The following is a 17033-nucleotide window of genomic DNA, read 5'->3' on the forward strand; positions in this document are numbered from 1 at the left end:
GAGATTCACCTACGGCTTTGATTCGTTCGCAGTCCTAACCCTCGAAGCATACTGAGCACGCGTGAATTCCCGGACGGTGGCAAGTGTGCGTGACGAAATGCAGGCGGCTCGAACGCTCCTCGAAGCGCTGGGCACAAATCGATCGCCGGTCAGTGTATGGACCGGGCAAGCCGAAGCGTGGGTTCGGGAATGGGCCGTCGCATTCGGGCTCACGCGCTCGAAAGTTGCCCGGGACCGGTTCCGCAAGACCGCTGCCGGTGCCCTGGCAGGCCGCGTTTATTCCACTGCCATCGATCAGGATCGGCTTCAGACGGCAACCGCCTGGATTGGCTGGCTCTTTCTGATCGACGATCAACTGGATGAGGGCGAAACAGGAAGAGAGCTGCAACTCGTCAGAGACCGCCTGCGGCCCTTCATTGCGATGGCGGGCGAAATGACGGGAAGGACAGCGGTGCGCCTCGAAGACGGCGCGCGGTCGGTGAGTCCGGCCCGAGAACCGTCGTCGTGCCTGCCCCTCGTTAGCGCCCTGCGGGACATCTGGTACCGGCTGGCTGGGCGCATGACGGAGCATTGGCGCGCTGTGTTCGCGCGGCATTATTTGGGCTACCTTTCCGGCTGCGAGTGGGAAGCGGCAAATCGAGGGCATGGCCGCATACCGCCGATCCACGAGTTCGTGCCCAACCGTCGTCACGCGGGCGCGATCTGGCCGTCGCTCGATCTGCTCGAATATGTGGCTGATGCGCCGCTGCCGGACGATGTTCGCAGCCATCCGCTGCTGCTCGAAGCTCGGACCGCATGTGCCGATGTCGTCTGCTGGAGCGACGATTTGCTCACCGTTGCCAAAGAGCGGGCGCATGGCGATGTGCACAATCTCGTCATCGTTCTAGAGCACCAGACAGGATGCGATGAACCAACGGCATTGCAGAAGGTGGTTGAGCGGATTGCATTGCGTATCGCCGATTTCGATGCGTCGCGCCAAAGAATATCCGCAACGGATCTCGGCGGTCATTCACGCGATGCCGTCGACCGGTATATACAGGGATTGCATCACTGGATGCGAGGTCACCTGGATTGGGGCTTGCAAACGATACGATACGATGCCGATGCGACACTGGGGGCGCCCTATCTCGAAGATCTGCTGAGCATGGGCGAGTAGCGCGGTGACCACGGGCGAGCGTGTCATCGTCGTGGGCGCCGGCGTAGCTGGCCTCGCCGCGGCCTACCGGTTGAACAAGGCAGGCCTTCGCGTGACGGTGCTCGAGCGCATGGGCGAGGTCGGTGGCCGCATGTCGACGCATCTTCGGGATGGCTACCGCATCGACCTTGGTGCGAGTCTTTTGCCGACCAGCTACCGGCACATGTTGGAGTTGATCGACGAAGCGGGTCTTGCCGATCAGATCGTGCCCACGTCGAGCCTTTTCGGTCTCGTGCGCGACGGCAACGTGCACCGCTTTCAGGCGGGCAATCTCAAGGATATGCTCGGAATTCCGCTTTCCGCGCGCAGCAAGGTGACGCTGTTGCGCGCGGTATGGGATTGCATACGGCTCGGAGACAAGCTCGACTGGTTCGATCTTTCGCGCGCACATGCCGCCGACCGTGAAAGCGCTCCCGTGTATGCAGTGCGGCGCCTCAATCTCGAGATTCGCGACTACCTCGTCGAACCGACCTGCGCGAGTATGACGCTCAATACGGCGGAGGACAATTCGGCGGCCAGCTTTCTGTTTTTCATTCGCCGCGTGCTCGCGACCCGGGGGCTCTTCAATTCTCCATCCGGCGTCGCCTTCTTGCCGAGAGGGCTGGCGCGCCATATCGATGATGTGCGGCTGGAAGCGACCGCGCTCGAGGTGGAGCGCACGCGAGCGGGGGTCACGGTCACGTGGCGCGATGCGCACGGGGAGCAGCACAGCACTGAGGCCGCCGCGTGCGTCATTGCATTGCCTGCGCTTCAGGCAGCGCAGCTTTATCGAAACTGGACGCTGGATCAGCGCGCGTTTCTCGAGAGCGTGCGCTATGGCAGATGCGTCAATGTCTCGTTCGCGCTATCGGTCCCGCCCGCTGAGCCGGCGTGTTTTCTGCTCGTACCCCGCGTCGAACAACCAGACCTCGGAGCGATCGTCCTCGAACACAACAAGGCACCGGGTCGAGCGCCCGCCGGCCGCGGCTTGGTCACGACGTACTGGCGGCAGACGTGGAGCGACCCGCGGGCCGATCTCGACGACGATGCGATCGGGAAAGCCGCGCTCGATACGCTCGCCGGCGCACTGCCGCATCTGCTGACAGACGTGCAATGGACGCATGTACAACGGTGGAGCCCATCGATCGCGGTGAATGCTCCCGGGCACCTGTCGGCGCTGCGGAGCTTCGTTCAATCGGTCGATGCGGGCTCGCCGGTGCAACTGGCCGGCGACTACTTTTCCGGTTCGACGACGAACTCGAGTCTTTGCTCAGGAGAGCGTGCTGCGGCGCGTGTGCTGGCTAGCCTCGCGAAGAGCGGCGCAGGCGCGTCGGCCATCCCACTCTGACCAACACGTCATCGGGTGCGTTCAGCGCGAACTCGTACATTCCCCACGGTTTGTCGCTCGGGTCGCCGCTTCCGAGGATTTCGGCACCGAACACGGCGGCGAGTTCGTCTACATCCTCGCGGTAGAGGTAAAGCCCGAACGGATTGCGCCCCGGCAGGAGCCACCCTTCGACAGCCGGATTGAGGTGGACTCGCCCACCGAAACCGTCGGCGAGCATTCGATAGTCGCCGAGACTGCCTGCCTCGCGCTTGAAGCCCAGCCGTGCGAAAAACGCCTCGGTGCGGTCAAGATCGTTGCAGGGCAGTATGGCGGTAAGGGTCGGTTGCATGTCGTCAATCTCGCGTGAAGAGCGGGCAATAGCGCTGCATAAAGCAAAGGAACAAGAGCGGATCGAGCTTCCCGACCCATCGACCGGAGCTTGGGTCCGTGTACTCACTGCTACGCCGAAATCGGGCAACGCTGGTCACTGCTGTTGGGGGCCGCTTTCACGCTCCATATCCGCCGGTGCGGATGGCGCCGTTTGCGCTGGTTCCGACGCCGCACCACCCGCATCGGGCACAACAGGGAAGGGCGGCGCGGACGCTGCTTGCGACGTACTCGCCGGCGCCGGCACGGACGCAGCCGCAGCTGCAGCCGCAGCCGGCTGTGCCTGCGTCTCGATAGTATCCTGCACCGCTGCGCCGGCGGATTCGTTGACGTTCGTTGCGCCGCTCGCCTCTTCGGTTGCACTGGCGGACGGCGGCCGCGGAGCCGGGGGAGTCCGAACCGCGCCGGTCGCGGCTCGTTGCGGCGCTGCGCCGCCGAAGAGCGCCTCGCGCCATCCTTGCAGCCGTTCGCTCAAGCGCGAGCGGAATTGTTCGAACGCGGAAGGCTCCGCTACCGTATCGAATCGCACGCGCGCATCGACGATTCGCGCACGCAACGCCCGCTGAAAGAACTCCCCGACGATCGGTAATGCCGTATGCGCGCCTTGCGCCCAATAATCGCTGCGCAGCGTGACGCGCCCGTCGTCGAACCCTACCCACGCGCCTGCCACCAATTCCGGATGCATGAGAATGAACCATCCATCCGCGCCGTCTTGCGTCGTGCCCGTCTTGCCGGCAACGTCGGCGCGAATGCCAAAGCGGCTGCGAATCGATGAACCGGTGCCGTAGTTCACGACATCTCGCATTGCATCGACGAGCGTACGATCGACATCCGGGGCAAGCGCACGCTCGGCTTGTGCCGGAGCGAACTCGGCGAGCACGTTACCGTTCGCATCGTCGATTCGCGTGACCATCTGCGGTGCGCGGTACACGCCGTCGTCGGCGATGGTGCTATAGGCCGCAACCATTTCTTTCAGCGTCACGGGACTGGTGCCGAGTGCGAGCGAGGGCACCTCTTCGAGCGGACTCTCGCGCACACCCATCGCGCGGGCCAACCGGGCGACCTTGGCCGGGCCGATGCGTTCAATCACCTGCGCGGTGATCCGGTTGCGCGAAAGGGCGAGCGCGCGCCGGAGCGTGAACGCGTCCCCATTCGCGGGTGTTTCGTCGGAGGGGCGCCAGATTTCCCCGCCTTTGAGCGCGATTGCGACGGGTTGGTCGACGAGCTTGTCGTCGGCTTTCGCGCCGGCCGCAAAGGCGGCGCCATAGACGAACGGTTTGAATGTCGAGCCAGGTTGCCGCCGCGCTTGTTGAACGTGATCGAACGGCTCGCGCGCGAAGTCGCGGCTACCCACCCACGCGCGGATCTCGCCCGTGCGCGGGTCGATCGCGAGAAAACCCGCCTGGATGTCGGTCTTCGCAGTGCACAGCGCGCGCATGAAGGATGGATCGCGCGCCAGTTGCTTCACCGTATCCGACTCGCTTTGACCCGCCGCGCGGGCGGCGCGGTAGAGATCGGTCTCGCGCATGAACGCGACGAAAGTCGGATTGGCCGCGGAGCAACCTTCTCTTCCCGACCAGGCGCGGTTCGCTATGCTCTGCAACTGACTCGTCTGCCATGCGACGGCCTGCGTTGCCATCGTCTGCAGTCTCGCGTCGATCGTCGTATGCACGACGAGGCCATCGGCATAGATGTTGTAGTCGTTGCGATCGGCCCAAGCGATCAGCCATTTGCGCAACTGCTGCGCGAAATGAGGCGCGGGTCCGGGCGGCTCGGTCTGCCGCTCGAAATCGATGCCCAGCGGACGCGCTTGCAGCGACGCGTACTGGGCCGGCGTGAGCCGCCCGTATTTGACCATCTGGGCAAGCACCGTGTTGCGTCGCTGCAGCGCTCGCGCGGGGTTGAGCCTCGGGTTGTAATAGGCATTGCCTTTGAGCATCCCGACGAGCGTCGCGGCCTGGCGCGCGTCGAGTTCCGCGGCCGACGTGTCGAAATACGTGCGCGCGGCCATTTCTATTCCGTACGCGTTATAGAGGAACGGCACCGTATTGAGGTAGGTCTCGAGAATCTCGTCCTTGCGGTAGACCGCCTCGATCTTCAGCGCGGTAATCGCTTCCTTGAGCTTGCGTGTGAGGGTCGGTGCACGTCCGATTTCATCGGGATAGAGGTTGCGGGCGAGCTGTTGCGTGATCGTGGAGCCGCCTTGGCGGTCGCCCGAGAACGTATGGAGCGCCGCACCGATCGTGCGCCGCCAGTCGATACCGTGATGCTGGTAGAAGCGATGGTCCTCGGTGGAGATCAGCGCATCGATGACGCGTGGCGAGATATCGGCCAGCTTGACCCATTCGCGGTTCGACGGCTTGAATTCGGCCAGCAGCTTTCCGTCCGACGAAAGAATCTGGGCGGGGCGATCGACGCGTGCCTTGCGGATATCGCCGATACCGGGAGTCAGAGGGATCAGCGCCAGGACGTAGAGCACGAACAGAACGGGGACCGCCGCGAGCGCGAGTGCGATGCCCCGCCGCGTGGGGCGCCGCAGGCGTGCGCGTCCGGCAAGCGCCAGTTTGCGCGCCGAGAGAAGCAATTGCTGGACGGGCTCGATCATCTATCGGTACGAGGCAAAACGAGAATGAAAGCCGCGATCGTACCAAAAGAGGAGCAGGGCATCGCCGCCCGGTTAGTGACCGAGGGTGGACATCGCACGCCGCAAACTGTTTCGGGCGCGGTGCAGGATTGCCTTGACGGTGGCTGGCGGCCTATCGATGATGTCGGCGATTTCCGTCATGGAGTGGCCTAGCACGTAGGCGAGCGACATGACCAGGCGCTGTTCGTCCGGCAGCAGATTGAGTGCTTTGGAAATGAGATCGCTCGATTCGTAGTCGTGCCAGTAGTGCATGAGTGCGTACGAATCGTCGAGCGGTACGAGCAGCCGCGTGTGACGCTCGCGGCGCAAAGCGCTCAGCGCGCAACGGTACGCGATGCTCATGATCCAGGTCGACGCTGCACAGTCGTAGCGGAATTGCGCGGCCTTGTTCCAGACAACCATGAACGTGTCATTGATCACCTCTTCGATCAACTGCTCGTTCCAGCTCATGCGATTGAGAAAACGCGTCAAACGGCGGTGATAAGTCCTGTAAAGCTGCGCGAGCGCAGCCGCGTTGCGTTGCGCGATGCGCTCGACGACGGGCGCGTCGGGGTCGACCGCCGGCGCGGCCCCGTGTGCGCCGCCGAGTTCGGCGTTGATTTCGCGGGCGACCGATTGAAACTCGGCATGCGTATCGCGCAGGCCGCGCACATCGGCAATATCGTGCATGGCGCCGACGATACCGGCGATGCGGCCAGCGCTGTCGCGAATCGCACTTTTGAAAAAGCGGACCATGCAAATCTTGCCGCTGGCGTGCCGCACGCCGGTGGCATAGCTTTGGAGCCCACCCGAGGACACGAGGTCCAGATCGGCACGATGGTAGGTCAGTGCAAGCTCCGACGGCGCGACGTCATACACAGTCTTGCCCTGGATGGCCTCGCGTCCGAAGCCGAGAAAATTCTCGAATCGATCGTTGCAGCCGATGTAGATGCCATCGGCGTCCTTCATGAAGACGGGCGAACCCATGGCATTCGCATGAGCCTGTATTTGAGCGAGCCCGGCCTGCGTGCCGAGTGCGAGGCCAATCAAGCCTGCATGCCCTTTCGCGTCCCGAATGATGCCTTCGGGCTGTTCGATGTCCCGCTCCGTGACCGCATCGTTGGCGCCGTGCACGACGAGCGAAACGACACGCTCCGCCGTAAGTTGGCGCACGACGGGAATGAGATAGGGTTTCGGGCCGGTTTCGGCCCGCATCTTCGCCAATTCGTTTGCCGCATCCGCTTCGCGGCAGTCCAGGAAGACAACGGCAGGCTCGGTGTTGTCGAGCTCGCACGGCGACGAAAGCGCAACGGCTCCGTGCGCTTGAATGTTGGCGGGCGCGGCGTGTGCGCGCGGACTGAACCAGAACAGGTGGGGCTCGTCAGTACAACTCATCATGACTCGTTCTCGTTTTGCGATGCAATGGTTCAGGGTACTCAACAACTCAAAAGATGTAGGTCAGTGGATTGTTTGATATGCGGTTGACTGAATCGAATACGCGGACGGTGACCGCAATGCCCCTTTGGCGTTTCGCCGATGGGTTCGGTCAGGCCGGGAGCCATCGGGGCAGCGTCGTTAAACGATACGGCGCTTTGCGAGAAATAGTAAGAATTGGCGCCGTAGGGATTTCCGTATTGTTGCGTCATCCACCCTGAAACCGGGAAGATTCCCTCTATCGCTGTCAAATATTGAGACAAGGGGAAAATGTACCGATGCCCGGGTGGACGCTATGTGACGAATCGATGACACAGCTTGCGGCGAATGCAATATCGAACGCGCGCGTTCAGGCGTTCAGGCGTTCGCGCGCGGACCCGGCGGTTCGGCGGACCGAGGTCTCAAGACTGTCCGCGCGGCGATGCTCCGGTTCGGACATGCACGCGCCGGCCCGCGGCATAACCGAATCCCGCCGACACGGCGCAGACGGCGGCGCACAGGGATGCCAGACTGTAAAGCGAGCCGGTTGCATGCAGGAGCGAACCCGCGATGAAGGGGCCGCTCGACGCGATCAGATAGCCGATGCCTTGCGCCATACTCGAGAGCTGAGCGGCAACATGCGAATCGCCCGAGCGCAACCCGATGACCGTGAGGGCGAGTGTGAAGGCGCTACCCTGAGCGATGCCGAGCAACACTGCCCAGCCCCACATCGTCGAGATCGGCGCGAAGAAACACCCCACGAGGCTCAGCCCGGTCAGCAACAACGCACCGACGTTCACCCAGCGCTGGTCAGGGAGACGCGCGATCAGAAATGGCAGCAGCAAAGAGGCCGCGGCCTGAGCCATCACGCTGAGCGAAAGCATGAGCCCCGCATCGACCGCACTCATGCCTCGCATGCGCAAAACGGTCGGAAGCCAGCCGAACACGATGTACGCCAATGACGATTGCGAGCCCATGAACAGCGTGACCTGCCAGGCGAGGGGGTCTCGCCATAAACCGCGCACGACCCGTGAAGTCCGTTCGATGCGCGTGCCGGCCGGAGGGAGTTGAGTGCTCCACATGAGTATCGCGAAAACAGCGGGCAGAGCCCACATCGCCAAGGCCCATGCCCACGCATTGCCGCTCGTGTTGCCGAATAGCTGCCCGATCGCGTTTGCCGCTGGCGCCGTGACTGCCGCGGCGGTCGCCGCGCCCGCGCACATTGCGGCACTGTAGAGACCGGTCATGAGCGCGACGTGATGCGGAAAGTCGCGCTTGACGACGCCGGGCAGCAGCACGTTCATCAAACCAATCGAAAAACAGGCCACCACCTGACCGAGATACAGAAGCTGCCAGGACGGTATGACCCGCAATGCCGTGCCCGCGGCAAGCAGCGTCAGCAGGAGAAGCAACGCCCGTTCGCTGCCCATACGACGAGACAGCATCGGCGCAATCGGCCCGAACAACCCGAAGCAGAGCGAGGGAAGGGTAGTCAGCAAACTCGCACCGGTGGTTGTCAGCCCGGTTGCGCGAACCGCTTCCAGCAGGATCGGGCCCACGCTCGTAATCGGCGTGCGAAGCGAGAAGGCGATCAAAGCGAGGCTCGCCGCCAATGCGATATTGTGAGTGCCGGCGCGGTTCCGAGCCGTATCGGGGGTGTCGCTTGCTTTCATCTGGCTCCTGCGGTTCTAACAATTTTTGACAGATTTCTTCGTTTCAAGCCGCTACCCTACATCGCCCGACACAGCGAGGGCATAGCGGGGAGTGCCACCGTGACGACAAAAGGAGAATGTAAATGGCAGCACATGGAATTATCGTTTGGCTCGTGATCGGCGCCATCGCAGGCTGGCTGGCAGGCTTGATCGTGGGCGGCGGAGGCTTCGGGCTACTGGGCGATATCGTCGTCGGTATCATTGGCGCGTTCGCGGGCGGCTGGCTCGCGGGGGTGCTGGGTATTCACATTGGCGGCGGGTTCATCGCATCGATCATAACGGCGACGGCCGGCGCGGTGGTGCTTCTCGTCCTTTGGAAACTGATCCGTCGGGCGTAGATTCGGCCTCGACGGGCCCGTGACCGACGGCCGCAATTGTCGTGGCCGTCGGTGCGCGGATTGCCTGAATCCGCTACAGGCCGCCTATCGCAAGCGGGACGGCCTCACGCATCAGCGCGACGAACCGCAGCAACCGGGATGGATAAAACTGCGCGTGCGGATAGATGATGTAAACGGGCAGTGCCGCGGCCTGCCACTTTGGCGCGAGGTGGACGAGGCGCTGCGCGGCAAGATCGTCTGCAAGCAGCCAAGCCGAGCTCGCGCATGCACCGATGCCGAGCAGTGCCGCGCTGCGAAGCGCATACAAGTTGTCCGTGCTCATGCGCGGGTTGATCGAGATGCGGCGCTTCTCGCCCGTGTCTGCATGTGTCAGCGTCAACTCGGTTCGGTAATACGTCCGCAACGCGAGCCACGGTAGAGACATCAGTTGTTCCGGTTCTTCCGGCACCGCGCCATATTCGAGCAACGACGGCGAAGCCGCCACGATCCTCGAGACATTCGACAGCCGGACCGCCACCACGGCGGGGTCGCTGGGCTCGCCCACCTGGATCGCGCAATCGATGCCGTTGGCGATGAAATCCCGCACATCGTCGCGCAGCAACCACTCGACCGATACGCGCAGGTGATCGCTCAAATATGCCGCCAGCGGCTCGACCAATCTGTGTTGACCGAATGCGTGCGGCACCGCCACTCGCAGCAATCCCTCGGGCTCCTCCTGCGCCCCGCGTACGTCCGCCTCGAACGATGCCCAACTCGCCAGCAACTGCTTGGCGTGCTTGAAGCACCGTTCGCCATCGACCGTCAGCCGCATCGCGTGCGTCGTGCGCTGCAGCAGTCTCACGCCGAGCGACCGTTCGAGTGCCTGCAAGCGGCGGCTGATCGTGGGCTGTGTCGTTCGCATTTGCGCCGCGGCAGCCGACAAGCTGCCGGCCTCGACTATACGCACGAACGTTTCCATGAGCTCGAAACGCTGGCTCGCACTGTCGGTGAAACCTTCCGGGGTGCGCGAGCGGGCGCCTGGGGCGGCGAAAGGGCGAGATTTTGTTGTCATACGCTCAGCGTATAACAAATCTGCATGCTGCGGTACTACCAGGGCGATGGCAGGAACGTCACACTCGCGTCCATTGATTCGACACCCGAATAAGGATCCGACGATGTCCACTTCACAGACCCTCGATGCAGCGTCCTCGGCTTTACCGCAGACCGCGCGGACACAAGCCTCGGCAGCTGCGCTCAGTCCTCGCCTGGTGTTGCTGCTCGCGGCCGCCGCCGGCCTTGGCGTTGCCACGCTTTATTACAGCCAGCCGATGCTCGGCATACTGGAGACTCATCTTGGCGCGTCCACACGCGTCGTTGGAATGGTGCCGATGCTGACCCAGCTCGGCTACGCGCTCGGCATCTTGCTGCTTGCGCCGCTCGGCGACCGGTTCGATCGGCGCCGCGTGATTCTCGTCAAGACCACTGCGCTCGTCGGCGCTTTGTTGCTCGCGGCGGTTTCCCCTTCGATCGGATACTTGCTGGCAGCCAGTTTCGCGATCGGGTTATCGGCGACGATGGTGCAGGACATCGTGCCTGCGGCAGCCACGCTCGCGCCTGACACGAGTCGCGGCAAGGTGGTCGGAACGGTGATGACGGGATTGTTGCTCGGCATTTTGCTGTCGCGCGTTGTGAGCGGTTTCGTCGCCGAGCATGCCAGCTGGCGGGCAATGTTCTCCGCTGCGGCGGCAAGCGTCGCAGCGATCGGCGCGACTGCTTGGCGGGGACTGCCGTCGTTCAAGCCGACGACGCATCTGTCGTATCGCGCCTTGATCGGCTCGCTCGCACATCTGTGGTGGCATCATCGCGCGTTGCGTCGCGCCGCATTCGCGCAAGGGCTGCTTTCAGTGGGCTTCAGCGCGTTTTGGTCGACGCTGGCTGTCATGCTGCACGGCGCGCCGTTTCACCTCGGCAGCTCGGTGGCAGGCGCATTCGGTCTTGCCGGTGCGGCCGGCGCGTTGGCCGCGCCCATTGCCGGGCGCTTGGCCGATCGCCGCGGGCCGGAGATAGTCACGCGCATCGGCATTGCTATTGCGACGCTTTCGTTCGCGGCGATGGCAATCGGTCTGACGATGGCGCCTCATACGCACCTGGTCGTGCTTGCGCTCGCGACGGTCGGCTTCGATCTCGGTGTGCAGGCGACGTTGATCGCACATCAGACGATCGTCTACGGCATCGATCCTGCGTCGCGTAGCCGTTTGAATGCGGTGCTGTTCGTCGGAATGTTCATCGGCATGGCGGCGGGGGCGGGCATCGGTAGCTTGGCTCTGGCGCAATGGGGCTGGGCTGGCGTGATCGCGCTTGCGGTGGTGTCGTCGATGGCCGCGCTCGCGGTGCGGATGTGGCCGCGCTGAGCGGTAATAGGTGATCGGTGACCCGAGAAGGCCGTCATCCGGCGTTTCGGCATTCGCGAACGCCGGACATTGCCGCCAGTCGCGCACAGATAGCGGCGAAGTCGCTGTCCGCGGTGCGAGACAGTCCGATCTGCACGTCGTCGAGTTCGGGATCGTCTTCGGACTGCTGGACGATGAACTGCTTGACCCGGACGCTACCCGTACCGAGGGCCTCGTGAACACTATCGAGCGACACGCTGCCGCGCTCGACCAGCATGTGGATACTGCGCTGTTGCTTGACCGAAATAAAACGACGTTCGAGCGGTTTCACCCCGGCAAGAATGACCAGGATGATGATGGTGGCGCCGATAGCGGCAGTGTACATCCCACCACCGACCGCCAGGCCGACGCCTGCGACGGACCAGAGGCTCGCGGCCGTCGTGAGTCCACGCACGATCTCCCCGCGCAGAAGAATCGAACCGGCTCCGAGGAAACCAATGCCCGATACGACCTGGGCGGCGATCCGTGACGGATCGAGTACGACGTTCTTTTCGCCCAACACATCGGCGAATCCGAACGCCGAGACCAACATGATCAACGACGAGCCCACACACACGAGCATGTGTGTGCGCAATCCGGCGGCCCAGTTCATCCGCTCGCGCTCGAAGCCAATGGCGCTGCCAAGCAGCGCTGCAAAAACGAGTCGGCCTAAAACCTCGAAGTTGGTTATCGTGTGTTGCATGTCAATAGAGGGGGGCGAACAAGGTAAGCGTAAATTCCTATCATAAGTGGCGAAGTTGTGAAAACAGGTGCGCTTATGTGGAAGTCCGTATAAACGGCCTACTGCTTGAAATCCCGTGCGGCAAACGCCTGATCGAACTGCCGCGCGCGCTGAACTTCGTCGCTGTGCAGATAGGTCGACGTCGTGGAGATCGACGAATGGCGCAGATTGTCGCGTTCGTTTCCACAGGCGTTCTCCTGGTGGCTTGCTATGGCTTGCCAGACTGCGCAGCAACGCCGTTCATGTGGAGCGTTGCACCACGTGGCATGTCGAAGGTAGGGAGCAGACTTTGACAGGGTAGTACATCCGCCTTGAAGCGGTGCCTCCATGCCGGCGCCCCGCGTCAAACCGATTCTGAACGATTTTCCATGTGCGCTCGCCACAGCGCACAGGCCGCGCCTGCGAGCATCACCGCAACTATCCCAACTGCTCGTCTGCGCGGTCCTTACCGGATTAGCGCACGTGGCCGTGCCACTGGCGCACGCGTTGACACGCTCACCTGGCACGGCGTGCTGATGATTCCCGTGTTTTCCGGCACCGTGATCAGCCTGGAAAAGGACGGCGGTCATGCAGCGCGTGGCTGACCGTCGGCGCGGTATCGGCCGCTGTACGATAGGGCTGTCGTTCATGATTCTGACCTTTGACGGTTGTGGTACGCACGGTCATTACAGTCAATCGAGCGCCGTCGCCGGTTTGCCAATGAGCATGCGCCACAGGTCGAGGGAACCCTTTTCGCCCTGCCACCAGAACTCGTCCGGCAGTTCGGCAACAAACTCCTCGAGCAACGGCTCAGGATTGTGGTCCGATACGAGTTCGAGCGCCTGGCCGGGGGGCAGTCTTGCAAACGTGTTGAAAACCATTGAATGACGATCGTGCGGATCAACGGTGTCGATGTCGACGACGATCACGGCGGCAGAGATTGTGGGAGCGGACATGTTCATACTCCAGAATGAAACAGAAAAACACCGTGAGATGCGCAAGAGACCTCAATGCACAGGCCAACGGAGCACCTCGCGAGCTGCGTCGCTCATCATGGCTGGGGACCATAGCGGCTCCCAAACCAGCGCTACGTCGACCGGCATATCGGCGGGTGCGACTTCTTGCGTCGCGGGCAGTACTTCGTCGGTTGTATTTGCCTGGCGCATAAAAGGCATCGACAATACATGTTTTAGCGCAGCGGCGCACACGCGAATCCGATCTGGGTCAATTGGTCGCACCGTGCAATGACGCAGACACCGTCGGCGCTCTGAGGCGGGGTGCAGGCACGCTGAAGATCGTTCAGGCACTCAACCATGGTCTATCAAGCCAATCGGTCGGCATCATTGCGAATCTGGCGTAAATGATATATTTTTAATGCATGTTAAATGAGCGCCGAAGCTGGACGCTCCGCGCTCGGACCCACCGTGCCGCTTCAAGGATGGAGCCACTATGCACCTCACCGTCTACACCGATTACACGCTTCGGGTGATGATGTATCTGGCTCTGAAGTACCCGGACGGCGGCGTTGCGACGATCGACGAAATCGCGGGAGCCTACGGGATTTCGCGCAATCACCTGACGAAAATCATCCACGAGCTCAGTCGCGCCGGCTTTATCGAGACGACGCGCGGCCGGGCCGGCGGCGCCAGCCTGGCACGCGCGCCCGAGCAGATTTCGGTAGGGGAAATCGTGCGTGTCGCCGAGAAAGATTTTTCCGTCGTGCGTTGCCACGATATGACCGTCGCGCACGACTGCGCGATTTTTCCGGCCTGCAACCTCAGGCGCAGGCTGTACCGGGCGGTCGACGCCTTTCTCCACGAGCTCGACACCATGACGCTGCGAGAGGCCATTGCGGCGCCTACGGTGGCGGCGACCGTCCTGGGCATAGCCCAGCGCCGCGAGTTGGTGCCGGATGCCATGTCCGTGTCGGGCCCGCGTGGCGGTACGAGCCGCCGCGCTGGAGTCAGGCAATGAAAATGCATCTCCCGCGCCGTTCCTTTTTCGTGTCTCCGGCGTCGGAGCTGCCCGTCCTGAGACTCGGCTTCCGGCCGTTTTATCTCGGGGGTGCGCTGTTCGGTGTACTCGCCATGATCGTGTGGATTGGCGCGCTGCATGGCATTGCACCTGCAGGCCGGATGACGTCACTCAACGGTATCCTGTGGCATGCGCACGAGATGATCTTCGGGTTTACCGCGGCCATCGTTGCCGTTTCCTGCTGACGGCGGTGCGGGCCTGGACATCGCTCGAAACACCATCTGGCGCGCCGCTGGCCCTGTTATGGCTTTTGTGGCTGGCTGGGCGCATCGCGGTTTGGTTCGGCCCGGAGCCGCTTGAAGCGAAACGATGTGAGCGCAAAATGAAGTCCGACAACTTTTTGATCAAGCCCGCGCCCTCTTTCGACGAACCGATCGAAATGCTCAGGGCGTGCCATGAGCGCATTGCCGCGCAGTGCGCCACGCTCGAGAAGCTCGCGGCGCATCTGCCTTTGCATGGCCCGGATACGCAGGCGCAGCAGGCAGCCAGAAACATCATGCGCTATTTCGACGTGGCGGGCCCGCATCACCACGCTGACGAGGAACAGGATCTCTTCCCTATGCTCATTGAGATCAGTCAACGCCAGTGCTCGCCGGTGGGCGGACGGATAGCATCCTTGCTCGACGAGCATCGATCCCTGGAGGCCGCATGGGTGCAATTGGGCGCCGTGCTCGCCAACGTCGCCGACGGGAAAACAAGGCTGCTCGAACGGCGCTGGGTAGCTGACTTTGTCGGCGCTTACCGCGCTCACATTGCGCTCGAAGAGAGTCAGATCTTTCCATTTGCTGAAGCGTGCCTTGATCGACAGCAACTGACCAGACTAAGCGCGGCCATGGTGGCCCGACGCACCATCACGCCGCAGTGACGGCCACGATCGGCCGCCTTTCAGGAGAAACATCCATGCGAAATCCAGCAGACGTCCTTCCCATTCTTTCCCAGCAGTACGTCTTCGATGCGCGCGGTATTGCGAGACGTTTCCGCCACGCAGCCATTTTCGGCGCGCTTGATGCGCTGGAGCCAGGCGAGGTGATGCGCTTTGTCAACGATCACGACCCGCTGCCCCTCCTGGCGCAGGTTGAGCATCACTTCGGGCCGCGCGTGGACATCGGATACGTCGCTCGTGAGCCGGGCAACATCGTGATTGACTTCACCGTGAAGGCCGTGGATTGAAATGCCCGCGTAGGTCCACGCATCCGCCCACCTGGATATTCATGGACAGAGGAAAGCATGCTGACCACAACCGTACCCCAGAGAAGCCCCACTTCTGTCGCCCACCATGAACTGTTCGCACGGCCGGGCGAACGAGGGAGGTGGACGGCAGACATCGGCTGCAAGACGTGTGCGATGGCAGAACTTTGCAGCCAGAGCGCAATTGACCCCGTGGCTCACGAGCGGCTCAACGATGCTGTGCAGTGCGTCCGTACCGTGAACCGTGGGCATGCCTTGTATCGCCCGGGAGACACCTTCGGAAGCATCTATGCAGTCCGCGCCGGTTCGTTCAAGACCGTGGTCATGCATCGCGAGGGGCACGAGCAGGTCACGGGTTTCGGCTTCGTTGGCGACACCCTCGGTCGAGATCAACAGGTGTCACGCGTGCCGAGGCAGACCTCACGTGACGTCGTTAGGCGAAAGTCTCGTCGTCCGATTTTGCAAGGCGACGCCGTCACACGTTGAAAGACGCCTCGGGCTTAACTTGGCCGAAACCATCATTAAGGACTATTATGCAAATTGCTCATGAAATCGAGTGCGCAGCCAGTCAGTGCGCAGATCACCTCGAAGCCCTGATCGACGAGGCTGGGGCGGAGAGCTTCCCGGCAAGCGATCCTCCCGCCGTCCATCCGGAACCCTGGACAGTCCCGACGAACGCGGCGGACGCTGTCGCCCCGGCGAAAACGCAGTCATAGATCGTTTGCTGAGGGTGGGCTCGATCAAGGGGGCAACCAGCCCGCCTTCGCGGCAAGTGGCGCTACGCGTCGCCCTCCTTGCATCCGCAATCGGCTTCGGCGGCAATCACGCGGTGAAGCTGCACAAAGCGTTCGTGTACCGGCGTTTGAAACAGCGGATCGGCTGACCGCTGCGGGTGTGACTGCAAGATCGAGGACCAATCGTCGGAATCCAGATGATGCGTCGCGATGGGAAACATCGTGAGTTCCTCAACCGCCATGTTGTGCCGCAGCCGCTCCGCGTACAATCGGACACGAAACTCCAGGAGCTCTCTGGACATATTTTCGTCACGGATCATTGATTCGAGATCCTGAATCAACTCGTGGCCCTGAAGCGCCAGCGTCGCGTGCTGCGCCGACAGTTCGCTTCCCAACTCATCGGTCAACACTCCCTTCTCGCGCAGTTTGCCGATGATGCGGTCCTCCAGCGCATGATGGTTCACGTCGGGAAATCGCGTCAGGTAATACAGGGTATCCACAAGCAATACGGTATTCGCTGTCGCCTGCGCGTCGCGGAGCATCGATCGACGTTCGAGGAGGCGCACCAGTTGCTCCAACCGTCGGTGTTCGACGGTCAGGTTTTCAATGATGCTCGCCATGCTGGGCCTCACGCGACTGCCCCTCTTCCCTCATCACGTCGAGCGCGAGTGCGGAATGCGCGTAAGCTGCACCCGCACGCATCTCGGCTGCGACCCAGATCGCCTCCATGATTTCCTTCTCCGATGCGCCGACCTTCAGGGCCTCCTTCGTATGTCCACGGATGCAATAGGGACACTGCGTTACGTGCGCGACGGCCACCGCAATCAGTTGCTTCGTCTTCGCAGGCAGCGCGCCGTCCGCGAAAACACTGCTACTGAAATCCCTGAACGCAGCAAGGGATTCGGGTGCGAGTTCCCGGCGTTGTCTGGCAATTTCCGGGCTTGGCTGCGGATACATTGAGTTTTCCATCATTC

The 17033-nt window shown here is 62.4% G+C and carries 16 protein-coding genes and 2 pseudogenes; 9 read left to right on the forward strand and 9 right to left on the reverse strand.

The features are described 5' to 3' along the window. Positions 1-61: 61 nt before the first annotated feature. Complete coding sequence (locus ACO1XS_RS19895; protein ID WP_486391491.1) at positions 62-1156, forward strand: terpene synthase family protein; 1095 nt, start codon at positions 62-64, stop codon at positions 1154-1156. 4 nt (positions 1157-1160) lie between these two features. Then, positions 1161-2522, forward strand: a complete 1362-nt coding sequence (locus ACO1XS_RS19900) for a protoporphyrinogen/coproporphyrinogen oxidase (RefSeq protein ID WP_486391492.1) — start codon at positions 1161-1163, stop codon at positions 2520-2522. Here the strand turns inward: ACO1XS_RS19900 and ACO1XS_RS19905 are convergent. The 4 genes from ACO1XS_RS19905 to ACO1XS_RS19920 all read right to left on the reverse strand — a co-directional run bounded on the left by ACO1XS_RS19905 (position 2476) and on the right by ACO1XS_RS19920 (position 8597). Further along, a complete protein-coding gene (locus ACO1XS_RS19905; RefSeq protein WP_331572664.1) occupies positions 2476-2850 on the reverse strand; it encodes a VOC family protein in 375 nt (124 codons plus the stop codon). The genes ACO1XS_RS19900 and ACO1XS_RS19905 overlap by 47 nt on opposite strands. A gap of 135 nt (positions 2851-2985) precedes the next feature. Then, the gene (locus tag ACO1XS_RS19910; RefSeq protein ID WP_331572666.1) at positions 2986-5493 is read right to left on the reverse strand and encodes a penicillin-binding protein 1A; all 2508 of its coding nucleotides are present in this window, start codon (positions 5491-5493) and stop codon (positions 2986-2988) included. A 72-nt stretch (positions 5494-5565) separates the two neighbouring features. Further along, the gene (locus tag ACO1XS_RS19915; protein ID WP_331572668.1) at positions 5566-6909 is read right to left on the reverse strand and encodes an RNA polymerase sigma factor; all 1344 of its coding nucleotides are present in this window, start codon (positions 6907-6909) and stop codon (positions 5566-5568) included. A 437-nt stretch (positions 6910-7346) separates the two neighbouring features. Further along, positions 7347-8597 carry an MFS transporter gene (locus ACO1XS_RS19920; protein WP_486391493.1) on the reverse strand — a complete coding sequence of 417 codons (1251 nt, stop codon included), beginning with the start codon at positions 8595-8597 and terminating at the stop codon, positions 7347-7349. Positions 8598-8719: 122 nt separating this feature from the next. Between ACO1XS_RS19920 and ACO1XS_RS19925 the strand changes: the two genes are divergently transcribed. Beyond that, positions 8720-8974 (forward strand): GlsB/YeaQ/YmgE family stress response membrane protein, encoded by a 255-nt coding sequence (locus ACO1XS_RS19925; RefSeq protein WP_173255638.1) that lies wholly within the window; start codon positions 8720-8722, stop codon positions 8972-8974. A gap of 73 nt (positions 8975-9047) precedes the next feature. Here the strand turns inward: ACO1XS_RS19925 and ACO1XS_RS19930 are convergent, their stop codons facing one another. Further along, positions 9048-10025, reverse strand: a complete 978-nt coding sequence (locus ACO1XS_RS19930) for a LysR family transcriptional regulator (protein ID WP_486391494.1) — start codon at positions 10023-10025, stop codon at positions 9048-9050. Positions 10026-10128: 103 nt separating this feature from the next. Between ACO1XS_RS19930 and ACO1XS_RS19935 the strand changes: the two genes are divergently transcribed. Further along, the gene (locus ACO1XS_RS19935) at positions 10129-11364 is read left to right on the forward strand and encodes an MFS transporter (RefSeq protein ID WP_486391495.1); all 1236 of its coding nucleotides are present in this window, start codon (positions 10129-10131) and stop codon (positions 11362-11364) included. A gap of 34 nt (positions 11365-11398) precedes the next feature. Here the strand turns inward: ACO1XS_RS19935 and ACO1XS_RS19940 are convergent, their stop codons facing one another. Further along, on the reverse strand, positions 11399-12085 hold the full coding sequence (locus ACO1XS_RS19940; protein ID WP_486391496.1) for an MgtC/SapB family protein: 687 nt from the start codon (positions 12083-12085) through the stop codon (positions 11399-11401). A 710-nt stretch (positions 12086-12795) separates the two neighbouring features. Continuing rightward, the gene (locus ACO1XS_RS19945) at positions 12796-13059 is read right to left on the reverse strand and encodes a DUF2249 domain-containing protein (protein WP_486391497.1); all 264 of its coding nucleotides are present in this window, start codon (positions 13057-13059) and stop codon (positions 12796-12798) included. A 493-nt stretch (positions 13060-13552) separates the two neighbouring features. On the opposite strand from ACO1XS_RS19945, the gene ACO1XS_RS19950 reads away from it, so the two are divergent. The 5 genes and pseudogenes from ACO1XS_RS19950 to ACO1XS_RS19970 all read left to right on the forward strand — a co-directional run. Then, a complete protein-coding gene (locus ACO1XS_RS19950) occupies positions 13553-14077 on the forward strand; it encodes an RrF2 family transcriptional regulator (protein ID WP_486391498.1) in 525 nt (174 codons plus the stop codon). After that, positions 14074-14441: pseudogene (locus tag ACO1XS_RS19955) on the forward strand (NnrS family protein); the annotation flags it as partial. The gene ACO1XS_RS19950 and the pseudogene ACO1XS_RS19955, both read left to right, overlap by 4 nt. A gap of 18 nt (positions 14442-14459) precedes the next feature. Then, positions 14460-15002 (forward strand): hemerythrin domain-containing protein, encoded by a 543-nt coding sequence (locus tag ACO1XS_RS19960; protein ID WP_486391518.1) that lies wholly within the window; start codon positions 14460-14462, stop codon positions 15000-15002. A 35-nt stretch (positions 15003-15037) separates the two neighbouring features. After that, positions 15038-15307 (forward strand): DUF2249 domain-containing protein, encoded by a 270-nt coding sequence (locus ACO1XS_RS19965; RefSeq protein ID WP_486391499.1) that lies wholly within the window; start codon positions 15038-15040, stop codon positions 15305-15307. A 57-nt stretch (positions 15308-15364) separates the two neighbouring features. Further along, positions 15365-15715 (forward strand): annotated as a pseudogene (locus ACO1XS_RS19970) (FNR family transcription factor); the annotation flags it as partial. 388 nt (positions 15716-16103) lie between these two features. On the opposite strand, the gene ACO1XS_RS19975 reads toward ACO1XS_RS19970, so the two are convergent. Further along, the gene (locus ACO1XS_RS19975) at positions 16104-16679 is read right to left on the reverse strand and encodes a hemerythrin domain-containing protein (protein WP_486391500.1); all 576 of its coding nucleotides are present in this window, start codon (positions 16677-16679) and stop codon (positions 16104-16106) included. Then, on the reverse strand, positions 16663-17016 hold the full coding sequence (locus ACO1XS_RS19980) for a carboxymuconolactone decarboxylase family protein (protein WP_486391501.1): 354 nt from the start codon (positions 17014-17016) through the stop codon (positions 16663-16665). Before ACO1XS_RS19980 ends, ACO1XS_RS19975 begins: the two co-directional genes overlap by 17 nt. Positions 17017-17033: the final 17 nt, after the last annotated feature.

It is taken from the genome of Trinickia sp. (assembly GCF_057351765.1).